20 protein-coding genes are annotated in these 22,684 nt (G+C 73.0%); 4 read left to right on the top strand and 16 right to left on the bottom strand.

Going from position 1 to position 22,684, the window contains the following annotated elements; translation table 11 throughout:
* Positions 1-3 precede the first annotated feature (3 nt).
* From C3486_RS09185 to C3486_RS09175, 3 genes are all read left to right on the top strand, one after another.
* Positions 4-945 (top strand): ABC transporter ATP-binding protein, encoded by a 942-nt coding sequence (locus C3486_RS09185; RefSeq protein WP_103832182.1) that lies wholly within the window; start codon positions 4-6, stop codon positions 943-945.
* The gene (locus C3486_RS09180; RefSeq protein ID WP_103832105.1) at positions 938-1,603 is read left to right on the top strand and encodes an ABC transporter ATP-binding protein; all 666 of its coding nucleotides are present in this window, start codon (positions 938-940) and stop codon (positions 1,601-1,603) included. The genes C3486_RS09185 and C3486_RS09180 overlap by 8 nt, the downstream gene beginning before the upstream one ends.
* A gap of 164 nt (positions 1,604-1,767) precedes the next feature.
* The gene (locus tag C3486_RS09175; protein WP_103832104.1) at positions 1,768-1,962 is read left to right on the top strand and encodes a hypothetical protein; all 195 of its coding nucleotides are present in this window, start codon (positions 1,768-1,770) and stop codon (positions 1,960-1,962) included.
* Between the two features lie 110 nt (positions 1,963-2,072).
* On the opposite strand, the gene C3486_RS09170 is transcribed toward C3486_RS09175, so the two are convergent.
* A complete protein-coding gene (locus C3486_RS09170; RefSeq protein ID WP_258052679.1) occupies positions 2,073-3,329 on the bottom strand; it encodes a phosphodiester glycosidase family protein in 1,257 nt (418 codons plus the stop codon).
* Positions 3,330-3,394: 65 nt separating this feature from the next.
* Between C3486_RS09170 and C3486_RS09165 the strand changes: the two genes are divergently transcribed.
* Positions 3,395-4,315: a phosphatidylinositol-specific phospholipase C/glycerophosphodiester phosphodiesterase family protein gene (locus tag C3486_RS09165; protein WP_103832102.1), complete on the top strand. Its 921-nt coding sequence runs from the start codon at positions 3,395-3,397 to the stop codon at positions 4,313-4,315.
* 24 nt (positions 4,316-4,339) lie between these two features.
* Here the strand turns inward: C3486_RS09165 and C3486_RS09160 are convergent, their stop codons facing one another.
* The 15 genes from C3486_RS09160 to C3486_RS38745 all read right to left on the bottom strand — a co-directional run bounded on the left by C3486_RS09160 (position 4,340) and on the right by C3486_RS38745 (position 22,489).
* Complete coding sequence (locus tag C3486_RS09160; protein ID WP_103832101.1) at positions 4,340-4,957, bottom strand: N-acetylmuramoyl-L-alanine amidase; 618 nt, start codon at positions 4,955-4,957, stop codon at positions 4,340-4,342.
* A 357-nt stretch (positions 4,958-5,314) separates the two neighbouring features.
* Positions 5,315-6,730 carry a family 2B encapsulin nanocompartment shell protein gene (locus C3486_RS09155; RefSeq protein ID WP_103832181.1) on the bottom strand — a complete coding sequence of 472 codons (1,416 nt, stop codon included), beginning with the start codon at positions 6,728-6,730 and terminating at the stop codon, positions 5,315-5,317.
* Positions 6,731-6,879: 149 nt separating this feature from the next.
* Positions 6,880-8,313 (bottom strand): family 2B encapsulin nanocompartment shell protein, encoded by a 1,434-nt coding sequence (locus C3486_RS09150; RefSeq protein WP_103832100.1) that lies wholly within the window; start codon positions 8,311-8,313, stop codon positions 6,880-6,882.
* Positions 8,314-8,571: 258 nt separating this feature from the next.
* Positions 8,572-10,002: a xylulokinase gene (gene xylB / locus C3486_RS09145; protein WP_103832099.1), complete on the bottom strand. Its 1,431-nt coding sequence runs from the start codon at positions 10,000-10,002 to the stop codon at positions 8,572-8,574.
* A gap of 58 nt (positions 10,003-10,060) precedes the next feature.
* Positions 10,061-11,026 carry an acetylxylan esterase gene (locus tag C3486_RS09140; RefSeq protein WP_103832098.1) on the bottom strand — a complete coding sequence of 322 codons (966 nt, stop codon included), beginning with the start codon at positions 11,024-11,026 and terminating at the stop codon, positions 10,061-10,063.
* Between the two features lie 153 nt (positions 11,027-11,179).
* On the bottom strand, positions 11,180-12,016 hold the full coding sequence (locus C3486_RS09135; RefSeq protein ID WP_103832180.1) for an amino acid ABC transporter ATP-binding protein: 837 nt from the start codon (positions 12,014-12,016) through the stop codon (positions 11,180-11,182).
* A 5-nt stretch (positions 12,017-12,021) separates the two neighbouring features.
* Positions 12,022-12,807, bottom strand: coding sequence for an amino acid ABC transporter permease (locus C3486_RS09130; protein WP_103832097.1), 786 nt, complete (start codon positions 12,805-12,807; stop codon positions 12,022-12,024).
* A gap of 33 nt (positions 12,808-12,840) precedes the next feature.
* Positions 12,841-13,638, bottom strand: coding sequence for a basic amino acid ABC transporter substrate-binding protein (locus C3486_RS09125; protein WP_181138492.1), 798 nt, complete (start codon positions 13,636-13,638; stop codon positions 12,841-12,843).
* A 183-nt stretch (positions 13,639-13,821) separates the two neighbouring features.
* Positions 13,822-14,748 carry a homocysteine S-methyltransferase gene (mmuM, locus tag C3486_RS09120; protein WP_103832096.1) on the bottom strand — a complete coding sequence of 309 codons (927 nt, stop codon included), beginning with the start codon at positions 14,746-14,748 and terminating at the stop codon, positions 13,822-13,824.
* A gap of 13 nt (positions 14,749-14,761) precedes the next feature.
* Positions 14,762-17,692 carry a glycoside hydrolase family 2 TIM barrel-domain containing protein gene (locus C3486_RS09115; protein WP_258052678.1) on the bottom strand — a complete coding sequence of 977 codons (2,931 nt, stop codon included), beginning with the start codon at positions 17,690-17,692 and terminating at the stop codon, positions 14,762-14,764.
* A gap of 92 nt (positions 17,693-17,784) precedes the next feature.
* Complete coding sequence (locus C3486_RS09110) at positions 17,785-18,975, bottom strand: SfnB family sulfur acquisition oxidoreductase (protein ID WP_103832094.1); 1,191 nt, start codon at positions 18,973-18,975, stop codon at positions 17,785-17,787.
* A complete protein-coding gene (gene ssuE / locus C3486_RS09105) occupies positions 18,972-19,523 on the bottom strand; it encodes an NADPH-dependent FMN reductase (RefSeq protein WP_103832093.1) in 552 nt (183 codons plus the stop codon). The genes C3486_RS09110 and ssuE overlap by 4 nt, the downstream gene beginning before the upstream one ends.
* A 198-nt stretch (positions 19,524-19,721) precedes the next feature.
* Positions 19,722-20,960 (bottom strand): acyl-CoA dehydrogenase family protein, encoded by a 1,239-nt coding sequence (locus C3486_RS09100; protein ID WP_103832092.1) that lies wholly within the window; start codon positions 20,958-20,960, stop codon positions 19,722-19,724.
* Entirely contained in the window at positions 20,957-22,096 is a 1,140-nt protein-coding gene (sfnG, locus tag C3486_RS09095) for a dimethylsulfone monooxygenase SfnG (protein WP_103832091.1), read from the bottom strand. Before sfnG ends, C3486_RS09100 begins: the two co-directional genes overlap by 4 nt.
* 285 nt (positions 22,097-22,381) lie before the next feature.
* Positions 22,382-22,489, bottom strand: a complete 108-nt coding sequence (locus C3486_RS38745) for a putative leader peptide (RefSeq protein WP_374936847.1) — start codon at positions 22,487-22,489, stop codon at positions 22,382-22,384.
* Between the last annotated feature and the right edge of the window lie 195 nt (positions 22,490-22,684).

Raw genomic sequence — 22,684 nt, 5'->3', positions numbered from 1 at the left:
CGGATGCGCGGCGGCCGGCACATCGCGGCCGTCACCGACGCCTCCTTCGACCTGGCGCCCGGCGAGTGCCTGGCCCTGGTCGGCGAGAGCGGCTGCGGCAAGTCCGTACTGGCCTCCGCGCTGCTCGGCCTGCTGCCCGGCAACGCGCGCACCGCCGGCTCGGCCCGGCTCGCCGGCCCCGCAGGACAGCCCGGCACCGACCTGCTCACCGCCACCGAGCGGGAGCTGGCCCGGCACGTCCGCGGCCGGCGGGCCGGGCTGGTCCCGCAGAGCCCGGCGGCGCACCTCACGCCCGTGCGGACCGTACGGGCCCAGCTGGAGGAGACCGTCCGCGAACTGACGGACGTCCCCCGCCACGCACTGCGCTCGGCCGCAGAGGGGGCAGCCGAGCGCGCGGCCTTCCCCGCGAGCCACCTCGACCGGTATCCGCACCAGCTCTCCGGCGGCCTCGCGCAGCGCGCCGCCACCGCGCTGGCGCTGGTCGGCGAGGCGCCGCTGCTGATCGCCGACGAGCCCACCACGGGGCTGGACCGCGACCTGGTCGACCGGACGGCGGACGAACTGCGCCGGCACGCGGACGACGGACGCGCGCTGCTGATGATCACGCACGATCTCGCGGCCGCCGAGCGGATCGCCGACCGGGTCGCCGTCATGTACGCGGGCCGGCTCGTCGAAATCGCCGAAGCGGACGCCTTCTTCGGCACGCCGGGGCCCCGGCACCCGTACGCGCGCGGCCTGCTCGACGCGCTCCCCGAACGCGCCTTCACACCCATTCCCGGACTGCCGCCCGAGCTGGGCGCGCTCCCGGACGGCTGCGCCTTCGCCGCCCGCTGTCCGCATGCCACCGACGTCTGCGAGGCCGTTCCCGAACCGGTCGACGGCGTGGCCTGCCACCACGTACCGACCGAAGCGCGAGGCCGCGCGCAGGAGCCCGCCGATGCTTGAACTGACCGACGTCACCGCCGGGTACGACCGCGGCCGGCCCGTCGTCAGCGGCGTCTCCCTGCGGGTGGCGCCCGGCGAGGCGGTCGGGCTCCTCGGGCCGAGCGGCTGCGGCAAGTCCACGCTCGCCAAGGTCGCGGCCCTGCTGCACCGGCCGGAGCGGGGGAGCGTCGTCGTGGACGGGCGGGCCGCGCCCGGCTGGCGGCACCGCGCCCCGCGCGCGCTCCGCACCGCCTTCGGCGTGGTCTTCCAGCAGCCCCGGCTCGCCGCCGACCCGCGCCTGCGGCTCGCCGACCTGATCGCCGAGCCGCTGCGCGCGGCAGGGCGCCGCGGCGAGACGGCCGCACGGCTCGCCGAACTGGTACCGGAAGTGGGGCTGAGCGCCGACCTGCTCGGCCGCCGCCCGCACGAGGTGAGCGACGGCCAGCTGCAACGCGCTTGCCTGGCCCGCGCCCTGGTCCTCCGGCCGCGCTGGCTCATCTGCGACGAGATGACCGCGATGCTGGACGCCTCCACGACGGCCGCGCTGGTCGCGGCCGTCGAGAAGTACCGCGCGGAGTCCGGTGCCGGGCTGCTCGCGGTGGGCCACGACCGCGTCCTCCTCGAACGGTGGTGCGACCGCACGGTGCGCTGGGAGGCGCTGGAACAGGACGCGCCCTGAGGGTCGTCGCGCGGATGTGCGACCGGCCCGTACGCCGTGGACAGCCGTACGGTGACCCGCAGTGATCACCCGTTCAGCGGACGCCCGACAGCCGGGTGAAGGCCGCGAAATACGCCAAACTGGCGCCGGTGATGGCCCGTTCGGGCCACTGAGGGAGGTTCGCCATGGCTATTTCGATCTCGGTCGTCGTGCTGCTCGTCGTGCTCGCCGTCGTCTTCCTGCGCAGCGGCCAGCTGAAGGTCTCGCACGCCCTCGTGTGCATGCTCCTCGGCTTCTTCCTGGCCGGCAGCAGCCTCGCACCGGACATCAGCAACGGCCTCTCGGGGGCGGCCGACCTGGTCAGCAGCGTACGGCCCTGAGGGGGCACCCTCAGGGCCGCCGCACGCGGGCCCTGAGGGCGAAGCCGCCCACAGGCCCGCCGCACGGGGGCCCGGTGGCGGAGCCGCCAACAGGCCCGTCGGCGGCGGAACTACCGCGCGAACACCCCGATCCCGTTCGGCACCGGCCGCTCCGCGCCGCCCGAAGGATGGTTGCGCGGCGTCGGCGCGCCGCTCTCCGGATCCCGCAGCACCAGCGTCGAGGAGCCGCCGCCGTCCAGGTTCAGCGCGTCCCGCGCGCCGAGCCGCTGCATCAGCCAGGCGAGTTCACTGATCGTCAGTCCGGCGTTCCCCTTCGTGCCGTCCAGCGCGAGCAGATACAGCACATGCCCGTCCCCGCCGATGCCGGCGGCGGTGCGGACCGCCGAGGCGACGCTGTCGAGACCGGGCAGCGGGGTGCCGTCCCGCAGCAGCGGGAAGCCGCCCACAGCGAACCGCGGCGGCACCGGCCGCTGACCCACCAGCCGGTCGGTGACCAGCACCGGCTCGCCCACCGACAGCTTCCGCAGCTGCTGCGCCCCTTCCTCGCGGCCGACCAGCACGGTCGTCCCCGCGGGCACGCCGCCGCGCCCCGGCGTGTCCGCGACGCTCTCGACCCGCCCGCGGCGCACCGTGACCTCGGCGGTGTCCGTACTGCACGGCGCCGCCCGGTCGGTGTCCGTGCCGCACGTGGCGCGCACCCGCGACGTCGTGCCCCACTGCGGGGTGTACGCGCCGATGCCGCCCACGGGCAGCGCGTACAGGTTCAGCCCGCGCAGCGGCAGCCGGCCGTCCGGCGTGACCACCGAGCCGCGCAGCGACAGCCGGTCCAGCCGCGCCCGCCGGTCCACGCCCACCGTCAGGACGTCCTCCGTGGTCGTGCCGGGCGGCAGCGCGGGCCCGAACCGCTGCCCGTCCGGCACCGCCGACTTCAGCCGCTGCCCCGCGGCGATCGCGGGCCCGTCGGAAGCGCCCGTCGGCTCGACGCCCGGGTGCTGGGTCTCCGTTATGTTGAAGAAGTCACCGTTCACCCCGGCCACCGCGCCCTGTGCGGCGGCCATCGCGGACACCGGCTGCCGGGCCCCGACCGCTCCCGCGTACAGCAGGTCGACCGAGACACCCGGTCTCGCCAGGTCCACCGTCAGCAGATGACCGCGCGCCGTGCCCCGCGGTACCTCCACCGAGAACTGCCGGTACGTCACACCGGACGCCGCCGGGGCCGCCCGGCCCGTACGGAGTACGTCTCCCGAGGCGGCGGCGCTCCCGCCGCCCGCCACCCCTCCGCCGGCCAGCAGGCCGGCCGCCACCAGGACCGTCAGTACCGCGCGAACACGACCGAATCGCTGCTTCACGATCACCCCAGTTGTCACGCCAACTGTTCTTTGGGCCAACGAAGTACACCACCGACCGAAGTCTCGGGAATCCCGGAGATGTCATGAGTGTCTACATTCCGAGAAATGTGTCCGCCCGCAGTCGTTCGTACACCGGCACCGGCCCGTTCACGCGCAGAAGCGCCGTGGTGTCGATATGCGCCGCCCTGCTGGCGGTGGCGACGCCGGCCGCCGCGGCGCGTGGCGGAGAGCCGCGCCGGGTGCCGGGGCGCGACCCGGCACCGCTGCGCCGGGCGCACGCGCACAACGACTACGCGCACGACCGTCCGCTGTTCGACGCGCTGGACCACGGCTTCGGCAGCGTCGAGGCCGACGTCTGGCTCGTGGACGGGCAGCTGCTGGTCGGTCACGAGGAGGCCGAGCTCGATCCGCTGCGCACCCTGGAAGCGCTGTACCTCGATCCGCTGTGGTCGCTGGTCAGGGCGAACGGCGGCACGGTCTACCGGGGCCACCGGCTGTCCCTGCAGCTGCTGGTCGACCTCAAGACCGCGGGCGCGCCGGCCTACCGCGAGCTGGCCCGCAGGCTGCGGCCGTACGCGCCGATGCTCACCGTCTGCGCGGCGGGCCGGGTCTTCACGCGTGCCGTCACCGCGGTGGTGTCGGGCGACCGCGGGGCGCGGGCGCCGATGGCGGCGGAACGGGTGCGCCGCGCCTTCTACGACGGCCGGCTGTCCGACCTGGGTACCGCGGCGCCCGCCTCGTTCGCGCCGCTGGTCTCCGCCGACTGGTCCGAGCGGTTCCGCTGGGCGGGCACCGGGCCGATGCCCGCCGCCGAGCGCGCCGAACTGCACCGGATCGTGGCCGCAGCGCACGGCGAGGGGCGGCGGCTGCGGTTCTGGGCGACGCCCGACGCGCCGGGGCCCGCACGCGAGGCGGTGTGGCGGGAACTGCTCGCGGCGGGCGTTGACCACCTCAACACCGACGACCTGGCCGGCCTGGAGCGCTTCCTGCGCGCGTCGGGGTGAGCCCGCGGGGCCGGGCGCCGGCTCTCAGGCGGCCTGCACCAGGTCCATGTAGCGCGCCCAGTTCCAGTAGGGGCCCGGGTCCGTGTGATCGGTCCCGGGCACCTCCACGTGCCCGATGATGTGCGTACGGTCTCTCGGTATGCCGTACCGAGTGCAGATCGCGGCCGTGAGCAGCGCCGACTGCTCGTACATCGCGTCCGTGAACCACTGCGGCCGGTCCACCCAGCCCTCGTGCTCGATGCCGATGCTGCGGGTGTTGTAGCCCCAGTTGCCCGCGTGCCAGGCGACGTCCTTCTCGCGGACGAACTGGCCGATGTACCCGTCGGCCGAGCGCACGCAGTAGTGCGCGGAGACGCCCTTCTTCGGGTTCTGGAAGATCTCCACGGTGTCCGCGTACGTCTCCTGGGTGACGTGGATGATCACCCTGTCGATGGCGTACTGCTCGGGCCGGTTGGCCGCGGTGAAGTTGGCGGCGGCTGCCGGCGTCCAGTGCACGTCGGGGTAGGCGGCGCGCAGGGCGCCGCGGGAGCGGTGGGGGGCGGCGTGCGCCAGGCCGGTGCCGAGCGGGACGAGGGCGGCGGCCGCGGCGACGGCGCCGGTGAGCAGCCTGCGGCGGGACGGCTGGGGGCTCTCGTGCTGCATGCGATCTCCTGCCAGAGTGCCATGGGGGGAGGGATGCTCGCGTACCTGCCACGGCCCGCTGACCGTGGCGCGATGTCAGGGACGTGCGGCTCCGCCGTCACGCGGAACCGCACGCCTCCTGACAGGGTTCTGCCCGGTCCGCCCATGGCTCGACCAACAATCGCGGGAAAGTTTCCCGGCGGCGGCCCGGACCCTGACCGGCACCGTCCCGCCGCACGCCGCCGCACCCCGCCGGGAACCGCCGATCCCCCGCCCCCTGCGACCGGGCAGGGGAACGGGGGAGGCGGTGAGGCACGTACGGGGAGGGGACCGGTCCCTGCGGAGACACCGCACCGTCGGCAGGGACCGGCGGGCCTCTCAGTGCCCGATCTCGACGTCCTCCAGGATGCCCAGCGCGTCCGGCACCAGCACGGCCGCCGAGAAGTACGCGCTGACCAGGTACTTGATGACCGCCTGCTCGTTGATGCCCATGAAGCGCACCGACAGGCCGGGCTGGTACTCGTCCGGGAGGCCCGTCTGGTGCAGGCCCACCACGCCCTGGTTCTCCTCGCCCAGACGCATGGCGATGATGGAGCTGGTCTGGTCGGCGTTGACCGGGATCTTGTTGCAGGGCAGCAGCGGGATGCCGCGCCAGGCCCGTACCTCCTGGCCGCCGAACTCCACGCCCGTGGGGTAGATGCCGCGGGCGTTCCACTCCCGGCCGATGGCCGCGATGGTGCGCGGGTGCGCCAGCAGGACCTGGGTCTTCCGGCGGCGGGTGATCAGCTCGTCCAGGTCGTCCGGGGTGGGCGGCCCCGAGCGGGTGTGGATGCGCTGCTTGAGGTCGGCGTTGTGCAGCAGGCCGAACTCCTTGTTGTTGATCATCTCGTGCTCTTGCCGCTCGCGCAGCGCCTCGACCGTCAGCCGCAGCTGCTGGTCCAGCTGGTTCATCGGGTCGTTGTAGAGGTCCGCGACCCGGCTGTGGATCTTCAGCACGGTCTGCGCGACGCTGAGTTCGTACTCCCGCGGCGCCTGCTCGTAGTCCGCGAACGTACCCGGCAGCTGCGGCTCGCCGACATGGCCCGAGGCCACCTCGATGGCCGCCTCACCGTGCTTGTTCTGCGCCGGGACGAGTGCGGCGCGGAACTGCTCGATGTGGCTGCGCAGCGCTTCGGACCGCCCGGCCACCTCCTCGTACGCGGCACGGGGCAGCACCAGCGCGGTGCCCCGGGTCACGGCGCGTACCGTGTACTCCCAGGTACCCTCCCCGGAGAGCAGCGCCGTGACGCCCGTGTGGTCGCCGTCGGCGAGCACACCGAGGACGGTGTCGTCGCCGTACTTGCCCTGGCCCACGCGCTCCAGCTTGCCGTGCGCGATGAGCACCACCTGGTCCGTCGGCGTGCCGCGCTCGATGAGCACGTCGCCCGGGGCGAAGTCACGCTGCTCGAAGCGGCCGGCCAGGGCCTCCAGCGCCGCCTGGTCGGTCAGGCCGCGCAGCGGCGCCAGCTCCCGCAGCTCCACGGGGATGACGCGCACCTCGCTGCCGGTGCTGGTGAACTCCACCCGGCCGTCGCCGAGGGTGTGGGTGAGCCGCCGGTTCACCCGGTACGTGCCGCCGGAGACCTCCGTCCAGGGCAGTACGCGCAGCAGCCAGCGGGAGGAGATCCCCTGCATCTGCGGCACGGTCTTGGTCGTGGTGGCCAGATTCCGGGCCGCCGCCGTGGCGAGGCTCGACCGGGCCTGTTCGTTCGCGGAGTCGTCGAGGCCGGATGTCGGGTCGAGCGAAGTGGTCATGGAGATGCTCACCTATTCCTGTGCCGGTGTGTTACGTGCGGCCGAAGCCCCGCCCGGCGGCGCGGGCGGCATTGTGGCGGGGTACCGTCCCCCGGTGGTGCGCCGTGCAGCGGCTGAAATGTGTGCCGTGCTGGCTGGAATTACCCGCCTCAGTGACCGATTGCCACGTCGTCGAGAATTCCGAGTGCGTCCGGGACCAGGACGGCCGCGGAGTAGTAAGCACTCACGAGGTAGTTCAGAACGGCCTTGTCGTCGATGCCCATGAAACGGACGGACAGGCTCGGTTGGTATTCATCGGGAATTCCGGTCTGGTGCAGTCCGACGACGCCCTGGCGCTCCTCGCCGGTACGCATGACCATGATCGAGCTGGTGCCGTCGGCGGCCACCGGGATCTTGCCGCAGGGGAAGATCGGCACGCCGCGCCACGACGGCAGGGAGTGGCCCATGAAGTCCACGGCCGTCGGATACAGGCCCCGCTTGCTGCACTCCCGCCCGAACGCCGCGATGGCCTTCGGGTGCGCCATCACGAAGGTCGGCTCCTTCCACACGGTGGCGAGGAGTTCATCCATGTCGTCGGGGGTGGGCGGGCCGCTGCGGGTGGGGATCCGCTGGCGCGGGTCGGCGTTGTGCAGCAGGCCGAAGTCGCGGTTGTTGACCATCTCGTGCTCCTGCCGCTCCCGCAGGGCCTCGATGGTCAGCCGCAGCTGCTCCTCGACCTGGTTCATCGGGTCGCTGTACAGGTCCCCGACCCGGGTGTGCGTGCGCAGCACGGTCTGCGCCACGCTCAGCTCGTACTCCCGGGGCTTGAGCTCGTAGTCCACGAACGTGCTGTCGAGGACGGGCTCACCGCTGTGCCCCGAAGCGATCTTTATGGCCGCCTCGCCGCTCTCGTTGTGCGGCGTCGGGGCGCCGGAGCGCACCGCTTCGAGGTGCTCCCGCAGGCCCTCCGCGCGGTCCCGGACCTCGGCGAGCGCGCTGCTCGGCAGGGACAGCACGGTCACCCGGGTCACGGCCCGGTAGGTGAACTCCCAGGTGGCGTCCGGGTCGGTGAAGGGCCGGTCGCCGAGGTGGTCGCCGCCGGCCAGCGCGCCGAGCACGGTCTCGTCGCCGTACTTGCCGGTGCCGATCCGGTCCACCCTGCCGTGCGCGACGAGCACGACGCGGTCGGCCGGGCCGCCCGCCTCGGCGATCACGTCGCCCGCCGCGTACTGCCGGCGCTCGAACCGGTCGGCGAGCGCCGTGAGTACCTCACTGTCGGTGTAATTGCGCAGCGCGGGCAACTCGCGCAGCTCGTCCGGGATGACGCGCAACTCACCGCCGTCCGCGGCGAAGTCGATGTGTCCGTCCCCGACGGCATAGGTCAAGCGGCGGTTGACACGGTACGTGCCACCGGAGACCTCCACCCAGGGCAGCAGGCGCAGCAGCCAGCGAGAGCTGATGTTCTGCATCTGCGGTACGGTCTTGGTGGTGGTCGCGAGATTGCGCGCTGCGGTAGTGGCCAGACTGGTCGGGCCCGAATTTTGGCTTTCGCCCCCGGTGTCGGAGAGTGTTTCTTCCGGAACCGTCACAGCTGCCCCACCCATCTCTGGAAGAAGTTGAAATCGGTCTATCGCCGAACAGAGAAGGTAGTAGCTTTGATTTTATCTGCACAATCCCTCAAATGAGTGGCATGAAATAGGAATTGGGTGGACAGGCTCGCAGGAATAGCTGTCTCTTCGGGCGCGCGCGGGCCGGAACCGGTCGGAATGGCGCGCGGGGCGTACGACGGCACGCGCGCGGGGCGCCGCGGCCTGCCGCGCCGGAGGCGGCCCCGTGCGCCGTGCCTTCGTGTCCCGCCGTCGTCAGGCCCCGAGGAGCGGGCCCGCCGCCGTCAGCGTGCCCGACAGCCGTTCCCACGCCGCCGTGTCGGGCTCCACGGCCTCGTACCGCTCGCCCCGGTCCGTCTCCCAGCGCCGCGCCACCGCCGCCGGATCCTCGCCCAGCAGCAGCCCCGCCGCCTGGGCCGCCGCGCCCAGCGCCACCAGCTCGCCCTCGGCGGGCACCACCACGGGCCGGCCCGACAGCCGCCGTACGGTGTCCCGCCAGGCCCGCCCGCGCGCCCCGCCGCCGATCAGCAACAGCGCCTCGTCCGCGGCCGTTTCCGGCCCCGCCACCAAGTCCAGCGCCCGCAGCAGCGCGAACACCGCGCCGTCGTACGCCGCCTGCAGCACCTGCCCGCCCGTGGTGTCGTGCCGCAGTCCGTGGAGCAGCCCCGTGGCCTGCGGCAGGTTCGGGGTGCGCTCGCCGTCCAGGAACGGCAGCAGCACCACCGAGCCGCCCGGCTCCACCGCCTCCCGGTCCCGGCCCAGCAGCGCCGCCGTCCGGTCCACCGCGAGCGTGCAGTTCAGCGTGCAGGCCAGCGGCAGCCAGTCGCCGCGCGCGTCCGCGAAGCCGGCAACCGTGCCGGTCGGATCGGCCGGGCGCCGGCCGGTCACCGCGTACACCGTCCCCGAGGTGCCGAGGCTGAGCACCGGATGCCCGGGGCGCAGCCCGAGGCCCAGCGCCGCCGCCATGTTGTCGCCCGTACCGGCGGCCACGAGGGCGCCGCGCGGCAGCGGCAGCGCGTCGGGCCGTACGGTTCCGGCCGCCTCACCGGGGCGCGCCACCCGGGGCAGCATCTCGGTGCGCAGCCCCACATGGCCGAGGACCTCCGCGTCGTAGGTCTCGTCGGCCGAGGACCACCAGCCGGTGCCCGAGGCGTCACCGCGGTCGGTCACGGCCTCGCCGGTCAGCCGCTCGGTGAGGTAGTCGTGCGGCAGCCGCACCGCGGCCGTGGCCCGCGCCGCCGCCGGCTCCTCGGCCCGCAGCCAGGCCCACTTGGCCACCGTGAACGACGGGCCCGGCAGGCTGCCCGCCCGCGCCGCCCACGCCTCGGGGCCGCCCAGTTCCTCGATGAGGCGGCGGCTCTGCGGCGCCGGCCGTACGTCGTTCCACAGCAGCGCGGGCCGCACCGGGCGCCCCGCGGCGTCCAGGGTGACCAGCCCGTGCTGCTGGCCCGCCACGGAGACCGCCGACGCCTGCCGCGCCGCGTCACCGCACTCCGCCAGCGCCCGGCCGAGCGCCGCCCACCACTCCTCGGGGTCGCTCTCCTTGCCGGGGCCGGCGGTGACGGTGTGCGGCGCCTGGCCGCGCGCCGCCACCTCGCCCGTCGCCGCGTCCACGACCAGCACCTTGGTGGACTGCGTGGAACTGTCCACGCCGACCACCAGCGGTCCCGCTCCCCACGCGCTCATCGCCGCTCCTCCTTCAGGTGCCGCGCACCCGTCGCCTCCTGGGCCTGCGCGCGCGGCCTCATGCGAACAGCTCCCGCACGAACACGACCTCGTCCGCCTGATGGTGCACCCCGCCGCCCTCGTGCCCGTTGAAGCGCCACACCCGGAGGTCCTTCGGGCCCGCGTAGTGGTGGTACGCGGCGAAGCCGGTGGACGCCGGCGTGATGGTGTCCGCCAGGCCCGTCCCGAAGAGCGCGGGAACCGTCGCGCGCGCGGCGAAGTTCAGCCCGTCGAAGTGGTCCAGCGTGTCCAGCGCGGTGTCGATGTGCAGCCGCTCCCCGGCGAAGTACGCGGCCAGTTCGGTGTACGGGCCGTCCTCGGCGACCTCCACGGCGCGCCGGATGTGGGCCATGAACGGCACCCGCACGAGCGCGGCCGCGAGCCCCTGCACCAGCCCCGCCACGGCCAGCGCCTGTGCGCCGCCCTGGCTGTTGCCCTCCACGACGATCCGGTCCGGGTCCACCGCCGCGTGCTCGCGCGCCGCCTCCACGGCCCGTACGGCGTCCGCGTACAGCCGCCGGAAGTAGTACTCGTCGGGGTCGAGCACCCCGCGCGTCATCATCCCGCCGACGGACGGATTGGCGGAGCCCACCGGATCGGGCGTGTCACCGGGCCGGTTGGGGCCCGTCTGGCCGCGCGGGTCCATCACGAGGGTGGCGTACCCGGCCGCCGGCCACAGCAGCCAGTCGTGCGGCAGGCTGCGCCCGCCCCCGTAGCCCAGATAGCGCACGACACACGGGAGCGGCCGGCCCGCACCGCGCGGCGCGAGGAACCAGCCGCGGATGCGGTGTCCGCCGAACCCGGAGAACTCCAGGTCGTAGGTGTCGAACAGGTCCAGGCCCATATCGACGGCGGTGAACCGCGCATCGAGGGGGAAGGCGCGCGTCTCCTTGAGGGTGCGCTGCCAGAAGGCGTCAAAACCGGCCGGCTCGGGCCGTTCGGGACGGTAGGTACGCAGGTCTTCGAGGGGCATGTCGACGAACACCGGCGGGCTCCTGAGGCTCGGGGAAATCCGATCACCGGACACCATGCCCCGTGAGCGGCCGGTGCGACCACGGGGCGGGCGGCGAGCGTCCGCGCACACCACCCGCCCGCACCGCTCACCGGCCGGCTGCCCGCCTCCGGGCGCCCACGTGGCTCACTGGCCCACGCGCTTGCCCTCCGGGCCGCTGTCGGCCACCTCGCCGACCTCGGCCGCCGCCGGATCCAGCACCCGGGCCAGGAAGGTACGGGTCCGCTCGTGCTGTGGGGAGCCCACCACCCGGTCGGGCGGCCCCTGCTCGACGATCACCCCGCCGTCCATGAAGACCACCCGGTCGGCGACCTCCCGCGCGAAGCTCATCTCATGGGTGACGACGAGCATGGTCATGCCCTCGTCGGCGAGCGACCGCATGACGGCGAGCACGTCACCGACCAGCTCCGGGTCGAGCGCGGAGGTCGGCTCGTCGAAGAGCATCAGCTCCGGGTCCATCGAGAGCGCGCGGGCGATCGCCACCCGCTGCTGCTGGCCCCCGGAGAGCTGCGCAGGGTAGGAGCGCTCCTTGTCGCTCAGCCCGACGCGCGCCAGGTTGGCCCGCGCGATCCGCTCCGCCTCGGACTTCTCGCGGCGCAGCACCCGGCGCTGCGCGATCGTGAGGTTCTCCAGCGCGGTCAGGTGCGGGAAGAGGTTGAAGGACTGGAAGACCATCCCGATCCGGCGCCGTACCCGGTCGATGTCCACATCCGGGTCGGTGACCTCGGTACCGGCCACCGTGACCCGGCCCGAGGTGGGCTCCTCCAGCAGGTTTACGCAGCGCAGGAGTGTCGACTTGCCCGACCCCGAGGGCCCGATGACGCACACCACCTCGCCGCGCCGCACCGTGAAGTCGATGCCCTTGAGCACTTCGAGGTCGCCGAAGGACTTGTGCAGCGCGGACACCTCGATGGCGGTCGCGCCCGCCGGCGCCTCGCCCGCGGTGGTGCTGTCGGTCGTCATGCCGGTCACCTGGCCTTCGCCGTACGGGCCTCCAGCCGCCGCACCAGATGGCCGAGCGGGAGGGTGATCACGAGGTAGAGCAGCCCCGCCACCAGGATGGGCGTGAGGCTCTTGTACTGGTTGAGCGCGTCCCGGCCGAAGTTGGCCAGCTCGTACTGGCCGATCGAAAGCCCCAGGAGGTACACCAGCGAGGAGTCCTTGGTGAGCAGGATCAGCTCGTTGGTGAGCGGCGGCAGGACGATGCGGAACGCCTGCGGGATGACGATGGAGACCATGGCCCGGCCGTGCGACATGCCGAGCGAGCGGGCCGCCTCCGTCTGCCCCTTGGGCACCGCGCGGATGCCCGCCCTGATGGTCTCCGCCATGTAGGCGGCGCCGACCAGTCCGAGGGACAGCATGACGGTGACGTACTGGTCCAGCGCCACTTCGAAGGCGAGCGGCACACCGAAGCCCAGCGCGATGAAGACCAGAAGGGCGGGCACACCGCGGAAGAACTCGATGTACGTGACGGCGATCCAGCGGTACGGCGGCACGGAGGAGAGCCGCATGAGCGCCAGGATCAGCCCGAGCACCAGCCCGAACCCGAAGCCGAGCAGGGTGTAGAGAACGGTGTTGACCAGTGCGGTGGTGAGGATGTCGGGGAACAGGTCCCGGACGATGCTGACGTCGAAGAAGGCCCGGCGCAGCTGTCCCCAGTCGGCGACCACCGCGAGGACGGCCACTGCGAGGACCAGGAGTGCGTACTGCGACCCGCGGACCGCGCGGGTCCGCTGCCGTTTGGACAGGGACATGCCTGTAGAGCTCCTCGGGACGGGCGGCGCGGATCAGCTCTGCGGAGTGGTGCCGAACCACTTCTTGTAGATCCGGTCGTAACTGCCGTCCGACCGGGCCTTCTTCAGGGAGGCGTTGATCTTCTCGAGCAGCGCCTCATTGCCCTTGCGCACGCCGATCCCGTAGTGCTCGCCCGTGTCGAACTCCGCGGTGACCTGGGTGTCGGGGTTGGACTTCACGTAGTCGAACAGCACCCCGTTGTCGTTGATGCCGGCGTCCACCTTGCCGGTCTTCACCGCGGTGAGCAGCAGCCCGAGGTCCTCGTACTCCACGAGGTCGACGTCCTTGCCCGCGTGCTTCTTGGCGTAGATGCCGCCGGTGGTGGCCTTCTGGTAGCCGAGCTTCTTGCCCTTGAGGTCGGAGATCTTCTTGTAGGGCGCGCCCTTCTTGGTGATCAGCGCCTGGGTGGCGTTGAAGTACGGGTCCGAGAAGTCCATGACCTTCTTGCGCTCGGGAGTGATCGTCATGCCCGCCGCGGCCAGGTCGCACTTGCGAATGTTGAAGTCCTGGCCGGTCTCGATGCCCTCGAAGGGCGTGTTGACGATCTCCTGCTTGACCTTCATGTCCTTGGCCACCAGGTCGACCAGATCCACATCGAATCCGACGATCTTCTCGCCCTTCTTCACCTGGAAGGGCGCGTACGGCAGGTGGGTGCAGGTCTTCAGCGTCCCCTTGGACACCAGCTGCAACCCGGCTCCCTGCTTCCCCTCGGACTTCGTGCTGGTGCAGCCGGTCGCCAGGGCGACGGCCGCGACGACGGCTATGACAGGCAGCGACGAGCGAGCTGACACCGGTCCTCCAGGGAAGTGTGAAGATCAACAGCGGGCTGCTGACGGCGAGTTGCGCTGAATCCTGCCATCGGCCGTGTCCGGTGTCTCCGCCGTGAGGGTTGCGTCTGCATAACGACCTTGGTCCGGCAGGCACGGGAACGGCCCCGCCACGTACGGGCGGGGCCGCGGTGCCTCAAGGGTGCGTCAGTGCGCGAGGAGGCCGGCGAGGGCCGAGACGGCATCGGGCCCCACGCGGCAGCAGCCACCGATGAGGCGCGCGCCGCCCGCCCTCCAGGCCGCCACCCGCTCCGTCGTGAACGTCGCCCGTCCGCGCCACGCACGCGCCTGCGCGTCCCACTGCTCACCGCTGTTGGGGTAGACGACGACGGGCTTGCCGGTCGCCCGGGCCGCCACCTCCACCGCAGCGTCCGCGTCCTCCGGCACGCAGCAGTTGACGCCCACGGCCACGATCTCCGGCACCTCGGCGGCGAGTGCGAACGCGTCCTCCAGCGGCTGCCCGGCCCGCGTCCGGCCGTCAGCGACGCTGTACGACAGCCAGGCGGGCACGCCGAGGCCGCGCACGGCGCGCACCAGCGCCCGGCCCTCGTCGGCGTCCGGCACCGTCTCCAGCGCGAGCACGTCCGGCTCGGCGGACGCCAGCACCTCCAGCCGCGGCCGGTGGAACCGCTCCAGCTCGTCGACGCTCAGCCCGTACCGGCCGCGGTACTCCGAGCCGTCCGCGAGCATCGCCCCGTACGGGCCCGCGGAGGCCGCCACGTACAGGGGCCCGGGAACGCCGCCCTTCGTGGCGCGGCGGGCGGCCTCCCGCGCCAGCTCCACACTGCGGCGCAGCAGCCCGGCCGCCGCTTCGTGGCCGATGCCGCGCCGTGCGAAGCCCTCGAAGGTGGCCTGGTAGCTGGAGGTGATCGCGACCTGCGCGCCCGCCTCGTAGTACGCCTGGTGCGCCGCGGTGATCGCCTCGGGCTGTTCGGCGAGCAGCCGGGCCGACCACAGCTCGTCACTGAGGTCGTGCCCGGCCGACTCCAGCTGGTTGGAGAGTCCGCCGTCGAGGGCGACGGGGCCGCGGGCCAGGGCGGCTGCGAAGGGGGAGGTGGTGCTGGCAGTGCTCATACCGAGAAGCCTGTCACCCCACCGGCCGGAAGGCGAAGGCGAACGTGGCCGGGGCGGCCTCCAGACGGTACCGGGGCAGGACGCCGGGGCCGCACGACTGGCTGCCGATGCCGTGCTGGGCGTGGTCCAGGTTGACCCACACCCGGTCGCCGGGCACCAGGTCCGGCGTGTGCCGGGCGGCGTCCAGCTCCTCGGTGGTCCACCGCCGCGCCGTGAGGAAGAAGTCCGGCTCTCCCTCGATGCGCAGCCCCGTGCCGTCAGCGCGGGTCAGCTCGGCCCACCGCACCCCGGTCCGCGCCCCGTTCTCCTGCGGCCGGACGTACGGGGTCTGCAGCTCGTCGACGGACAGCCTCCAACGCCCCACGCGGGCCGCTGCGGACGTGTCCGGGTACGCCTCACCCGGACCGCCGCCGAACCACTCCACGGCGCTCTGATCGCCGTCCAGGGCCATCCGCAGCCCCAGCCGCGGCAGCGGCACCGGCCAGTCGCCCTCCGGCGTCACGGCCACCTCCAGCCGCAGGACCGTACCGTCCGAGGTCCAGCGGTGCACCACCGCGAGCCCCGACGACGTGGCGGCCGGCGCCACCCGGGAGCGGACGACCAGCGCGTTCCCGTCCGCCGCCACCGCGTCCGTACGGTGCCGCATCCGGTGCAGCCCGAGCCGCCGCCACTCGGGGCCGCAGCGCTGTCCCGGCTGCCACGGCGCGCCCTCGTCGTTGTCCGTGGGCGCCCGCCAGACGTCCAGCCGCGGGCCCGTCACGGGGCGGCCGCCCAGCCCGGTCAGGACGCCGGTGGCGGCGTCGAAGACACCGGGGCCGAGCGTGATCGTGCGGCCGGCCTCCCGCCGGGGCGGCACGGCAGGCGTGACCGGACGCGGTTCCGGGCGCGGCGCGGCCGGCCACTGGCCCCACGCCACCTCGTGCCCGGCCGCCGCCCAGGCGGAGTCCTCGGCCAGCACGGCCCGTACCGTCCACAGCGCCTCACCGGCCGGCGCTCCGTGAGGAGGCGGCGGCAGCTTCAGCTCGGCGCTCTCACCGGGCAGCAGGGGCGGCACCGCGAGCGTCCCCTCCGCGACCGGCACGCCCTCGACCTCGTAGGACCAGGGGAAGGCGAGCGCCGAGAGGTCGGCGAAGTCCTGCAGGTTGGTGACGCGCACCGCTCCGGGGGCGGACTCGGGGCCGGCCCCCTCGATGCGCACCGGCTCGATGACCTTCTTGTACTCGATCAGCCCGGGGGAGGGCGTGCGCTCCGGGAACACGAGCCCGTCACACACGAAGTTGCCGTCGTGCAGCTCCTCGCCGAAGTCCCCGCCGTACGCGTGGTACGGGACGCCGTCCGCGGTCCGCCGCCGCAGGCCGTGGTCGATCCACTCCCACACGAAGCCGCCCTGGCAGCGCTCGTACGTCTCGAAGAGCCGCTGGTAGTCACTCAGCCCGCCGGGCCCGTTGCCCATGGCGTGCGCGTACTCGCACAGCACGAAGGGCAGGCCGCGCCGCCGGGCATCCAGAGCGGCGTCCGGCAGCGGCTCCTCCGTACGCCGCCCGATCCGTTCCACCTCGGCGTGATCGGCGTACATCCGGGAGTACACGTCGGTGTCGGCACAGCTGGGGTCGCCTTCGTAGTGCAGCGGCCGGGACGGGTCGCGCTCCCGCATCCACGCGGCCATCGCGGTCAGCCCGCGCCCGGTGCCGCACTCGTTGCCGAGGGACCACAGGATGACCGACGGATGGTTCTTGTCGCGCTCCACCATCCGCCGCGCCCGGTCCAGCAGCGCCGGCGTCCAGCGCTCGTCGTCCACGGGATTGCCCCGCCAGCCCTGCTGCGCGAAGCCGTGCGTCTCCAGGTCGCACTCGTCGACCACCCACAGCCCCAGCTCGTCGCAGAGGTCCAGGAAGGCCGGGTCGGGCGGGTAGTGGCTGGTGCGCACGGCGTTGACGTTGTGCTGCTTCATCAGCAGCAGGTCGCGCCGCATCACGTCCGCTCCCACCGCGCGCCCGTGCGCCGGGTCGAACTCGTGCCGGTTCACACCGCGCAGCAGCAGCGGCCGCCCGTTGACCTTCAGCAGCCCGTCCTCGACGCACACCGTGCGGAACCCGATGCGCAGCGGCACGCGCTCCCCGGGGGTGACCAGTTCCGCGTCGTACAGCCTCGGCGTCTCCGCCGTCCACGGCTCGGCCGGCACCGTCGCGCTCTCCCCGGTCGCCAGGTCCAGGCCCAGCTCCGGCACGGTCACCCGGCCCGCCGGAGCGCAGTCCACCCGGAGGGTGCCGTTGCCGGTGCGGTGGTCGTACCCGGCGTGCACGAAGTGGTCCAGCACCGCGCCTTCGGGACGGTGCCGCAGCTCCACCGTACGGAAGACGCCCGGCAGCCACCACTGGTCCTGATCCTCCAGGTACGTGCCGGAGGACCACTGGTGGACGCGGACGGCCAGGACGTTGCGCCCGGGGCGCAGCAGCGCCCCCGCCTCGAACTCGTGCGGCAGCCTGCTGCCCTTGAAGTGGCCCAGCTCCGCGCCGTTCAGCCACACCCGGGCGCAGGACTCGACGCCCCCGAAGTGCAGCACGGCGGAGCCCGCCGGCCAGTCCGCCGGGAGGTCGAACGCGTACCGGTGGTCGCCGGTGGGGTTCTCGTCCGGCACCCGGGGCGGGTCCACGGGGAAGGGATAGGCGGTATTCGTGTAGGCCGGGGCGCCGTGTCCCTGGAGGACCCAGTGCCCCGGTACGGTCAGTGCGGCCCACGCCGAGTCGTCGTACTCGGGGCGGGCGAAGTCCTCGTCCTCGGTGGTCGCGGCCGGCGACAGGCGGAACCGCCAGGTCCCGTCCAGCGACAGCCGCCGGGCGTCCGACCGGGGGAGCCGGGCGGCGGGCGGCAGGCAGCCGCTCCCCGGCGTCACGTCTTCGTAGTACGGCACGTCCGCTGCGGAACGCGCTTCGGAAAGCGGCACGTCTTCCTCGTACGGCACCATGCCGCCAGCGAAGCACGCCCGCCTCCCGATTGCGACCACATCCGGCTCTTCACCGGATGTGCGCCCGCCGTTCAGAGGAGGCCGTGCCGGGGCGGCCGGGTGCCGTTCAGCACGTACCGGCCGATGTGCTGCACCTTCCAGCGCACCGGGTCGTGCAGCGTGTGCGTACGCGCGTCGCGCCAGTGCCGGTGCAGGTTCAGCCCGTCCAGGGCCGCGCGGGTGCCGGCCACTTCGAAGAGCGCGCTGCCGGTCTCCACGGCGGCGCGCGCCGCCTGCACCTTCGCGGCGGCCACCGCGATGGACGCCGCGGCCGCGCTGTCGTCGGTGAGGCCACCGGCCGCCGCGTCGACCGCACGCGCCGCCTCGGAGAGCAGCGCGCCCGCGGCCCGTACGGCCAGCGCCAGCTCACCGAACTGCTGGATGAGCAGCGGGTCTTCGGCGGCCTGCTCCAGCCCGCTCTCGAACCACGGCCGGCTCTTGGCCCGCACGAACTCCGCCGCCTCGGAGAGCGCCCCCTCGGCGATCCCCGTGTCGATCGCCGCGTGCAGCAGCTGCGCGAGCGCGCCGTGCAGCTGCGGGCCCCGGAAGGTGAGGTGGTGCGGCACCACACGGTTGCGCGGCACCTGTACGGACTCCAGGCGCACCGTGCCGCTGGCGGTGGTGCGCTGGCCCATGCCGTCCCAGTCGTCCACGACCGTCACCCCGGGCGCTTCCCGCGGCACGTAGGCGACGTGCAGCTCCTCGTCCGCACCGCGGGCCAGGACCGGGATCCAGTCGGCGAACAGGGCGCCCGTGGAGTAGTGCTTGGTGCCCTCCAGGACGTACGAGCCGTCCGGCTGGGGGACGAGCCGGGTGCGGATGTCCTGGACGTGCTTGGTGCCCGCCTCCGACTGCGCGTTGCCCAGCCGCCGCCCGGCCAGCACCTCCTGGAAGAAGAACTTCCGCTGCTCGGCGTCGCCCTGGCGGCGCAGCACCGCCACGTACACGAAGTGGCTCTGCGGGATCTGCGCCAGACTCGCGTCCGCGCCGGCCAGCAGCCGGAAGACCCCGGCGAGCGTCTCGGCCGTGACGTCCGCGCCGCCGTGCTCGCGCGGCACGGTGATGCCGAGCAGCCCGCTGTCGGAGAGCCGGTCCAGCTCGGCGCGCGGCAGCCGGCGCTGGGCGTCCCGGCCGGCCGCGCCGGTGCGGAACTCCGCCGCCAGCTCGGCCGCGACCGCCAGCGCCTCGGCGTCGCCGCCGATCACGTGCGCGGTGGCGGTCATGCCGCCACCCGCAGGGGCGCGCGGTCCAGCGCGGCCGCGAACTGGCCGAGCACGCCGTCCAGCGCCTCACGCGTCTGCGGTGCCACGTGGACCCCGCCGCCGTCCTGCGCGGTGATGTCACGGTCGAGGACGAACCAGCCCTGCACGATGTGCGCGGCGCCCATCGAGGACAGCACGGGCCGCAGCGCGTAGTCGATGGCCAGGACGTGCGCGGTGGAGCCTCCCGTGGCCAGCGGCAGCACGGTTTTCCCGGCCAGCGCGTACTGGGGCAGCAGGTCGAGGAAGGACTTCAGGAGGCCGGAGTAGGCCGCCTTGTAGACGGGCGTGCCGATGACGATGCCGTCGGCCTGCTCGACGAGGCGGGTCGCCCGGACGATCGCCGGGTGGGCGAAGTCCGCGCCCAGCAGGGCCTCGGCGGGCAGCGTCCGTACGTCCAGCGGGATCACTTCGTGTCCCTGGGCGACGAGCGCGGCGTCCAGGTGGCGCAGCAGGCGCGCCGTACGGGAGGTGGGGGAGGGGCTGCCGGAGAGGGACAGCACGGTGGCCATGGAACTTCACCTCGGGGTGTGTGGTCGTGCGGGTCTGTGTGTCGTGCGGATCTGTGGTCGCGCCAACGGAGACGGTGCGTGGTGACGGGGGGCGCGCGGACGCGGTGCTACGGATGCCGCGGGAACGCGGCCCTACGGAGGCGCGGGCCCGTGTGCCTGAGGGGGCCCGCGCCTCCGCACTACGAGGGGCGGGCGGTCCTACGAGTACCAGGTGGGCTGCGGCAGCTCACCCGTGAGCACGAAGCGGCCGACCTCGCGGCGCTTGTAGGCGACGGGGTCGTGCAGGGTGTGGGTACGGATGTTGCGCCAGAAGCGGTCCAGGCCCTCGGCGGTGGCGGTGGACCGGGCACCGGTGACCTCGAAGATCCGGTTCGCCGTCTCCAGGGCCACGTCCGTGGCCCGTGCCTTGACGGCTGCGACCCGCACCTCGTGCTCGCCGCGGGCCTGCTCGGTCACCGCGTCGGGGTCCTGATGCAGCTCCCAGCCCTCCTCGGCCACCCGGTCGGCCAGCGCCTCGGCCGCCCACAGCTTCGCCGTCAGGTCGCCGTAGGTGTCGATCACGTACGGCTCGTCGACGGCCCGCTCGTGCCCGCCGTGCAGCCACGAGCGCGACTTGGTACGGGTGTAGGTCCGCGCCGTCTCCAGGGCGCCGGCCGCGATCCCCAGGTAGAAGTGCGCGAACACCAGCTGAATGGTGGGCACGTTGAGCGTGTTGTAGACACGTCGCTGGAACGACTTGTCGACGTAACCGGCCGCGGCGCTCCACGGGACGCGCACCTCGTCGATCGTCACGCTGCCGCTCTCGGTGAGCCGCTGCCCGATGTTGTCCCAGTCGTCGTGGAAGGTGAGGCCCGCGCTGTCGGACGGCACGATGGCGAAGACATGGTCGCCCTCCGGGTTGTCCGGTCCGACGCTGCCCTCCAGGACGCCCTCCAGCACGGTGACGTCGGAGACCTTGCTGCCCGTGGAGAAGGACTTGCGGCCGGTGAAGGTGAGCGTCTCACCCTCGTCCCGTACGACGACGTCGTTGTCGCGGGGGTTGACGGCGCCCCCGAAGAACCAGCGGTGGCGCGCTGCCTCCGCCTCCACGTGCTCCCACTGCTCCCGGGTGCCGACCAGCCGGGCGGCCCAGTTCCACAGGTAGTGGTAGCCGAGCAGCTGGCCGATCGAGCCGTCGGCCTTGGCGACCTCGCGGATCACCCGGTACGCGGTCGGCCAGTCCTGGCCGCCCCCGCCGTGCTCCACGGGACCCAGCAGGGTGACCAGCCCGGAGTCCTTGAGCAGCTGGACCTCGTCGTACGGGGTGGCGCCGGCCCGGTCCCGGGCCGCGGCGTCCGTCGCGAGGACGGCGGCGACCTCGGCGGCACGGTCGATCCACGCCCCGGGGGTGGCCGGGGCGGGGCGGTGCTGCCAGTCGGTGTGTGCGGCGGTGCTCATACCAGTGCTCCTTCGGTGAGGTTCTCGTCCTGGGCTTCCAGTTCGCGCACGAGCGGCAGCACCCGCTCGCCGAAGTACTCGACCTCCTCCAGGTAGTGCAGGAAGCCGAGCAGGAAGAGGTCGACGCCGAGCCGCTTGTAGGCCACGATGCGCTCGGCGATCTGCTCCGGGGTGCCGATCAGCCCCGTACGGAACCCGTCGTTGTACTGGACGAGGTCCTCGAACGAGGAGTCCTGCCACATGCCCTTGCCGTCGGCGGTGGAGCTGCCCGCCTGCTGGACCGCCCGGCCGAAGCCGCGAACCGCCTCACTGTCCGCCTTGGCGACGATCTCGCGCAGGACCTCCCGGGCCTCCTTCTCGGTGTCCCGGGCGATCAGGAAGCCGTTCAGGCCGAATTTCGGGGCCGTACGGCCGGCGGCCGCGGCGGCCGCACGGACGTCGGTGAGCTGCTCGGTGACCCCGTCGAAGTCCTTGCCGTTGCTGAAGTACCAGTCGGAGACCCGGCCGGCCATGGCACGGGCCGCGGTGGAGTTGCCGCCCTGGAAGATCTCCGGGTGCGGGCGGTCCGGGCTGTTCAGCGGCTTCGGCTTCAGCGAGAAGTCCCGGATCCGGTAGAAGTCCCCGGCCAGTTCGGCGTGGTCCTCGGTCCACACCGCACGGAGGGCCCGGATGAACTCCTCCGCGCGCCGGTACCGCTCGTCGTGCTCCAGCCAGGGCTCGCCGAGCGCGGTGAACTCCTGCTTGAACCAGCCGCTGACGACGTTGACGGCGAACCGGCCGCCGGAGAGGTGGTCGGCGGTGGCCCCGAACTTGGCGAGCACGCCGGGGTGCCACAGCCCCGGGTGCACCGCGGCGATGACCTTCAGGCGCTCGGTGGCGAGCAGCAGCGCCAGGCTGAACGAGGTGGACTCGTGCTGGTTCTCGGCGCCGTAGCTGGCCATGTAGCGGACCTGGCTGAGCGCGTACTCGAAGCCGTTGTCCTCGGCGAGCCGGGCGAGCTTGCGGTTGTACTCGTAGCCCCAGTCGGTGCGCTGCTCGATGGTGCTGGTGACCAGGCCGCCGCTGACGTTGGGCACCCAGTAGGCGAACCGCGCCGGGCCGCCGGCGGGCTGCGGAACGTGATCGGTTGCGGACATGGAAGAACTCCGGAGGGTGGAAAAGGGCAGGGGGGAATCGAGAGAGGAGTGGGCGAGGATTCGCGGGAATTTCCCGTCCGGGCAGGCGAAATCGCCGCAGGATTTCCGGCACGCGAAATGCGCGCGGGCAGCGGGAAATGACACGCCCGGGATGCGGGCGGAATGAGTCGTCATCCGGTCGAGACGTACGCGTACGAGACCCGCGCGTACGAGACCCGCGCGTACGAGACCCGCGCGTACGCGGAATTACCGGACCGGTGGACGTCCGTGGCGGGGGGAAGGCGCTCAGGCCGAGCGGCGACACAGGGCGCTGGAGACCCTGACGAGGTCGACGTGGCGCCGCTCCGTCAGGCACTGGGCCCGGCGCTGGGCAGGCTTCTGCCGCGGCTTCATCAACACGTCACCTCCCTGCAACAATTCTTTCGTCTCGGGCTGCAAAGGCCCTCGGCGCGCCGACGGAATTACCGGCGGCGCTGCGGGGGAGTTTACCCGCGGACGCTGTGTGGGTCGATACCCCCTCGGCCGCAAGTGCATACGGGCGGTCCGGTGACGGAAAATGGTGGGCCGGGAAATGCGATTCCCGGCCCA

Source organism: Streptomyces sp. Ru73, from assembly GCF_002920575.1.
In the GTDB taxonomy this organism is placed as follows: domain Bacteria; phylum Actinomycetota; class Actinomycetes; order Streptomycetales; family Streptomycetaceae; genus Streptomyces.
Note: the sequence above shows the minus strand (reverse complement) of the source record. Positions and strands in the feature narration are given on the sequence as shown.